The 6998-nt window shown below is 76.1% G+C and carries 4 protein-coding genes; 1 reads left to right on the top strand and 3 read right to left on the bottom strand.

The genetic code is table 11. From position 1 onward, the window contains the following. Window positions 1–178: 178 nt before the first annotated feature. The 3 genes from ACFWW8_RS37740 to ACFWW8_RS37730 all read right to left on the bottom strand — a co-directional run bounded on the left by ACFWW8_RS37740 (window position 179) and on the right by ACFWW8_RS37730 (window position 5255). Window positions 179–1150, bottom strand: coding sequence for a TetR family transcriptional regulator (locus ACFWW8_RS37740; protein WP_386537261.1), 972 nt, complete (start codon window positions 1148–1150; stop codon window positions 179–181). Window positions 1151–1468: 318 nt separating this feature from the next. Continuing rightward, complete coding sequence (locus ACFWW8_RS37735) at window positions 1469–2140, bottom strand: ScbR family autoregulator-binding transcription factor (RefSeq protein ID WP_386537258.1); 672 nt, start codon at window positions 2138–2140, stop codon at window positions 1469–1471. Window positions 2141–3644: 1504 nt separating this feature from the next. Further along, on the bottom strand, window positions 3645–5255 hold the full coding sequence (locus ACFWW8_RS37730; RefSeq protein WP_386537255.1) for a cytochrome P450: 1611 nt from the start codon (window positions 5253–5255) through the stop codon (window positions 3645–3647). Between the two features lie 427 nt (window positions 5256–5682). Here ACFWW8_RS37730 and ACFWW8_RS37725 point away from each other — a divergent pair, with 427 nt between their 5' ends. Beyond that, window positions 5683–6642, top strand: coding sequence for a ScbA/BarX family gamma-butyrolactone biosynthesis protein (locus ACFWW8_RS37725; RefSeq protein ID WP_386537252.1), 960 nt, complete (start codon window positions 5683–5685; stop codon window positions 6640–6642). Window positions 6643–6998 lie beyond the last annotated feature (356 nt).

The raw sequence follows: 6998 nt of genomic DNA, 5'->3' as shown, positions 1-6998 counted from the left end.
GGGGGCGGGGGGGGGGGGGGGGGGGGGGGGGGGGGGGGGGGGGGGGGGGGGGGGGCCCCCGCGCCGCCCGGCACCGCAGCCCGCCGTGCTGCCGGCCGGCCGGGTACGTCCCGTACCCGGCCGGTTCTGCGCCACGCGATGCACGGCACCGGACAACACCCCGGGGGCCGGTGGGCCTTCAGGCCGTCTCCGGGGTGCGGGGGACCTCGGCGCGGCCGGCGGCCGATCCCTGGGGCAGCAGCGCGTCCAGGGTTCCGGCCGCCGCCAGCCGCGGCAGCATCAGCGACCAGAACCGGGTCAGGGTGTGGGGCGCGACCCAGTCCCGCTCGCCCGCGCCCAGGACCTCCAGCCCGACCGTAGAGGCGACCACCGCGCTCGCCGCGTCCCGCGCGCAGACCCCCTCGGCCAGGGCACCCTCCCGCGCCGCGGCCCCCACCGCCTCCTGGACCCACAGGGTCCACTGCCGCCGCAGGTCGACCCCGCTCCGCCGGGAGGCGTCCGCGCACAGCCCGTACCCGGCCCGTACCACCACGTCCCCCGCGAGCAGCGCCATCAGCGCGTGCGTGGAATCCACCAGCACCTGCAGCGCGTTCGGCCCCGGCGGCCCCCCGCACCGGCCGGCCCCCGCGCCGCCCGCCACACCCAGCGCACAGGAACCACCCCCCACACCCCGCTCGCCGGACCCGGCCCCCGCACCCGGCGCCGCCGCCTCACCCGGAAGGCGCGCAACTCCCCCCGCACCAGACCCGTCAGGCCCGCCGGGCGTACCGGCCCCACCGGGCCCGCCGGCCGCCGCACCCGTCCCCGTGCCCGTCGCCGTGGCGGTTGCCGTGCCCGTCGCCGTGCCGGCCGCCGTGGCGGTTGCCGTGCCCGTCGCCGTGCCGGCCGGCGCCCCGCCGGCCTCCGCCGCCGCTGTGAAGGCGCGCCGGCCTGCGGTGATGTGCCGCAGGGCCTCGGCCGCACGGTCCTCGACGGCCTGGGCGAGCGCGGTCTTGCTCTCGAAGTGAAAGTGCAGACCGCCGGCGCTCACCCCGGCCCGGCGGCTGATCGCCGCGATCGAGGCGGTGACGAACCCCTGCTCCGCGAACACCTCCGCGGCCGCACGGACCAGAGATTCCCGCGTGCGCGCCGCACGCTCCTGCTTCGCCATGGAGTCTCCACAAACCGCCAACGCGGTTTGCCTCAGGGGGTACAAGATCTTCGCGGTCACAGTCGGCCGCCTCACCGGAGCCCGGCTCGCGTCCCGCTGGAGGCGCCGCCCGGGCGGCCGGAACCCGCCGCTCCCAACCCGCCCGCCCGGGCCGCCGGGCCGGGGGCGGCCCGGACGCCGCATGCCGCCGGGCCCCCGTACCCCCCGTACCCGCCGGAGGCCGCGGAACACCGGCACCGGGGCGGAACACCGCGGCACGCGGAGCCCAGGGGGCGCCCCGCGGAGCCGTCCCGGCGGCCCGTGCGGCAGGGGGCGTGATCAGGAGAACGCCGGGTCGGGCACCGGCAGTCCCGGCCCCAGCCCCATCTCCGCGGTCACGCGCTGCCCCCGGTCGGGGGCGATGTCCAGGCGCGCGAGCATCGCGGGCGTCGCGATGCTCGGGCAGATGTGCTGGTAGACGGCCGCGACCCGCTCCTCGATGTCCGTACGGTCGCTCAACGTCTGGGAGTAGATCTGCACCCCGGTCCAGCAGGCCGAAAGGATCCACGCGGTCTCCGCCGGGTCCACGTGCGGCAGCAGCTCGCCCTGCTCCTTGGCCCGGCACAGCAGGGTCCGCGTGAACTCGATCCAGCCCGGCACCGACCCCCCGCCGAAGATCTCCCGCATCCCCGGGCCGAGCGAGAGCCGCGCCCCGGCGCTGAGCATCGGCTCGCGCTTCATCCGGTACGCCAACACCATCGCCACGTCGACGAGTTCCTGCAGCTTGCTCTCGCGGTGGGGCACCCCGCCCTCGGCGAACTGCTCGTCCAGGACACCCTGGGCCAGCTCCTGCTTGGAGGCGAAGTGGAAGTAGAGGGCGCCCTTGGTGACACCCGCCCGGGAAAGGATGTCGGCGATGGTGGCCGCGTCGTAGCCGCGCTCGTCGAAGACCGACGCCGCAGCCTCCAAGATCGCGCGACGCGTACGTACCGCACGCTCCTGCCGTGCCACGGTGCCTCCGTTGTCCGAGGGCTCGTACCCGCCCGATCCGCATACCGGATCGGCCACCCTCACTAAAACCAACCAGAAGGTCCGTATTTTATCAAGCGGCCGTGACCGGCCCCCCGGACACCTCCACCACACCACCACGCACGAACCCACCCGCCCCACCCACCCCTTGCACCCCACCAACCCCACCGCCCACACCCCCGACCGGCCCCGCACCACCCCAGCACCCGCCCCCGGACCCCACGCCCACGCCCGGGAACCCCCGCGACACCTTCACGTCCACAACACACCCCACCCGAACCCACCCCGCCCCGAACGACCCCCACGCCCCGCGCCCCGCGCCCGGGAATCCCCCGACCCCCGCACCCCACCCGCCCCGAACGGCCCCCGCGCCCCGCCCCTCGCACGGCCAGCACCCGCCGCACCCCCAACGCCCCACGCCACACGCCCCGCTCCGAGCCCGCCGACGGACCCCGCACGCCGTCACCGGACACACCACAGCCCGAACCCCCCACCCGCGCCCTCCCGGCCCGCCACTCCCCCACCCCCGGACTCCCCCACCCCACACGCACCGCACCGCACCGCACCCCGAACACCCCACGACCCCAACGCCGTACGCACCACAGCCCGCACGGTCCCGCGCCGTCGAACCCCGGCGCGCCGGGCGGTGCCGCGCCCCCAACACCCCCCGTTCCAAACCCCAGACACCCGCCCCGCCACCCCGGCACCCCGACATCCGGCACCCCGCCACTCCGGCACCCGGCAGACCTGCCCCGAGCCCCCGCACGCACCGGCGCCGCTCCCCCGCACCCCGCCAACCGCCAACCGCCCCGGACGCACCGGCATCCCGCCCCGCCCCGCAGCCATACGCCCCGAATGCCCCGCCCGACCCGCCGTTCCAGACCGGCGTCCCGGTCGAGCCCGACAGGGAGCACGCCACCCCGCCGGGGCTTCGGCGAGGAACGCCGGGCAGACCAGCCGGGCGGCCACCGGGGGGATCCGTAAGGCACGCACCACCGCCCGGACCGCCCCTCAGCCCCAGCCCCCGGCGAACCCCATACCGGCCCGTGCCCCGCGCCCCGGCGAACCCCGTACGGTCCGTGCCGCGCACCCCGGCGAACCCCGTACGGTCCGTGCCGCGCGCCCCCGGCACGCCGCCGGAGCGGTCCCCCGCCCACGGGCCCCGCGCCCCCGCGAACCCGTACGGTCCGTGCCGCGCGCCCCGAACTCCCGCGCCCCGCGCCCCCAACCGCCGCGCCGGAGCGCAGCGCAGCCCGCACGGTCCCGCGTGCTCGCGCCTCAGATGCCCCTCCGCCGGAGCGCACCGGCCTGCGGCCGGCCCCCGCGGCCCCTGCGGCTGCCGTACGGCCATCGGAGGGCCGCCGTACGGCCCGGGGTCCGCCCGGGGCCCGGAGGGCCCGCCCGGGCGGGCCGAGGGGGTCCGGAGGCGGGGGACCGGGGGCGGGGGACCGGGGGCTGCCCGGGGGGCGGGGGCGGCCGGGGGGTGTCAGGCGTCGCGGGCGGGCTCCCCCAGGAGCACGGGCAGTTCCCGCAGTCCGTTGGAGATGAACGACTCCACCCGCCCCGGTTCCCCCGACTCCCCCAGCGCCAGCGTCGCCGCGGGGAACCGTTCGAACAGGCGCCGTACCGCGATCGCGCACTCCAGGCGGGCCAGGGTCGCCCCCAGGCAGTAGTGCGTGCCGAACCCGAACGACAGGTGCTGGCCGCGGCTGGGGCGGGCGGCGTCGAAACGGTCCGCGTCCGCCCCGTGCAGGTCCGGGTCGCGCCCCACCGACCCGAAGGAGACGATGAGCGGGTCCCCCTTCGGGATCACCACGCCCTCCCCCATGTCGAGGTCCTCCACCGCGAACCGCAGCAGCCCGTACGCGGCCGGCGGCTCGATGCGCAGCGCCTCCTCGACCACGTCCTCCCAGGACACGGCGCCCTCCCGGACCAGCTTCAACTGGGCCGGACTGCGGAGCAGTTCGTACAGGGCGGTGCTGATCAGGTTGACGGAGGTCTCGTATCCGGCCGTGAAGAGCAGGATCAGGTTGTCGACGAGCTCCTTCTCACTGAACCGCTCCCCCGCCCCACCCGCACCCTGCACGCCGGGCCCACCGGCCCCGGCCCGCCCGCCGACGGGACAGCCCGCCGCCCCGGCCACCGCACCCCCCACCCCGGCCCCGGCCCCGGCCTCACCGGAACCGGCACCCCCGCCGCCGTCAGTCCCGGCCCCGGCGCTACCACCCGTAGCGGCGGCCCCGGCCCCGGCGGCGGCGGCGGCGGCGGTCCCGGACCCCGCGGCGGCGTCACCACCGGTAGCGGCGGCCCCGGCCCCGGCGGCGTCAGCACCGGTGGCGGCGTCAGCACCGGTGGCGGCGGTCCCGGACCGGGCGGCGGCGTCGCGGGCGGCGATCAGGGCGCTGGTCATGTCGTCGCCGGGGTGCTCGCGCCGGTAGGCGACCAGGCCGGCCATGGTGACGTGGAGGTCGGCCGCGTTGCGCTGGGCGTCCTCGGCGGTGATCGCCGTGTCGAAGAACGCCTTGATGATCTTGTGGAGGGGTGCCCACCAGCGTTCCGGTATCCCGAACAGCTCCGAGACGATCCGGGTCGGCAGCTCGTGCGCGAACTCCCCCCGCAGGTCCACCACCCGGCCCGGCGGGAGCGCCTCGAGCCGGTCCAGGAGCCCGGTGACGACCTCCTCCACACGGGGCCGCATCGCGGCGACCCGCCGCGAGGTGAACGCGGCGGCCACCGGCCGGCGCAGGCGCGCGTGCTCCTCCCCGTACGCGGTGATCATGTTCTGCACCGACACCCAGATCGCCAGCGGCCACTCGCCGGCGACCTCCCCCGCGGCCCACGCGGGCCAGTGCCGGTAAGCGTCCTTGGAGACCCGCGGATCGACCAGCAGGCGGCGGATGTCCGCGTGGCGGGTCACCGCCCACGCCCCGACCCCTCCCGGCAGCAGCACCGGCACCGCCGGCGCCTGCTCGCGGAAACGGGCCGCCTCGGCGTGCATCTGCGCACCGGAAAGATCGATCGCCATCGGGCACTGACGGTTCATCTGGGAGCTCTCCAGGATGGACGGCGGCGACAGGGTGTACCGGGTGGTCAACACCCTGTTTAAAAAACCGCCCATCCGGTTCTTAAGTTACCGGCGGCGGCCCCGAGTCTTACACCGACCCACCCCCCCTGCCAATGGTTTGCCGGACCCGGCCCGCCGCGCCGCCGCCCCCCGGGGCCCGGCGGACGGCCGCTGTCTGAACGGCGCGTGCCGACACCCTGTCGGACCGGCGCATACGACCGGAGGAACGGCTCTCACTTGGAGCCGCGGGCCTGGCGGCACGGCCGGTGCCTCCCGCCCCGATATCCGCTGGTCGGCGTCACGCCCGCCTCCCGCCGCCCCCGCCGGCCGGCACCGGCCCCGGCCGGCGGGCGACATCCGCACCCCGCTCGGACCTTGCAAACAAAACCGGAGAGTCCGTATCTTGCGAATCGCGTGAGCAACCCGTCCCATCCGTCAAACGGTTCCGCGGGAGATGTCCATGACCATGCTGACGATCCAGACGCACCCACCCGTCCTCCCCCAGCCCGAAACAGGGCACACCTGGACACGCTGCAACGAAGTACCGGGCCTGACCACCACCGTCCCCCGGGAGTACGTCCACCGCAGCTCGCTGGCCGAGGTGTTCCTCACCGGCTGCGAACGCACCGGCGAGGACACCTTCCTCCTGACCGGGCAGTGGCCCCGCGCCCACACGTTCTTCACCAGCGCCGACGGCACCAGCCACGACCCCGTCCAGGCCGGCGAGACCGTCAGACAGACCGGCCTCTACCTCTGCCACGCCGTCTACGGCGTCCCCCTCGGCCACAACGTCCTGCTCTGGAGCCTGGACTTCACCTCCCGGCCCGAACGCCTGCGCATCGGCCGCGGCCCCAGCGACCTCGCCATCCACGCCTCCTGCACCGGCTTCGGCTGGAAGGGCAACCGCTTCTCCGGCCACCTCGAAGTCACCATCCACCGCAGCGGCGAACCCGTCGCCCGCGGCACCGCCACCTTCTCCTGCGTCGCCCCCTCCACCTACCGCAGACTCCGCGGCGACCACGGCCAGAACGGCTTAACCCGACCCCTCCCCCGCCGCACCCCCCTGCCCCCCGCCACCACCGGCCGGATCCTCCCCCTCGACGTCGTCCTCGCCCCCACCGACCACCCCCGCCGCTGGCAGCTCAACCCCGACCTCGACCACCCCATCCTCTTCGAACACGCCAACGACCACCACCCCGGCATGGTCCTCATCGAAGCCGCCCGCCAAGCCGCCACCGCCCTCCACCCCCCCGGCACCTACACCCCCGCCTCCATCGCCACCCGCTTCCACCACTACGCCGAACTCGACACCCCCTGCTGGATCGACGCCACCCCCACCACCACCCCCGGCCGCATCGACATCACCGGCCACCAGCAAGACCGCACCATCTTCCACTCCACCGTCACCACCCACCCCTAACCCCACCCACCCACACCCACCCACCAGCACCCACACCCACACCCACACCCACCAGCACCCACACCCACCCGCACCCGCACCCACACCACCGCTCCAACACCCCACCCACCCACCACACCACCGCCCCACCCCAGACCCACCCCGCCCACCACCTCCCACACCCCCAACCCCAACCCACGGCCACCAGCCAATCCCGGCCCACGGCCCACACCCACCGGCCACCGGCAACCGGCAACCGGCCACCGGCAACACCACGGCAGCACAGCACCCGACCACAGCACCACCGCACCACCGCACCACCGCACCACCGCACCACCGCACCACCGCACCACCGCACCACCGCACCACCGCACCAC

The organism is Streptomyces sp. NPDC058701 (genome assembly GCF_042715295.1).
In the GTDB taxonomy this organism is placed as follows: Bacteria; Actinomycetota; Actinomycetes; order Streptomycetales; family Streptomycetaceae; genus Streptomyces.
This window is presented reverse-complemented; position numbering and strand designations above follow the sequence as displayed.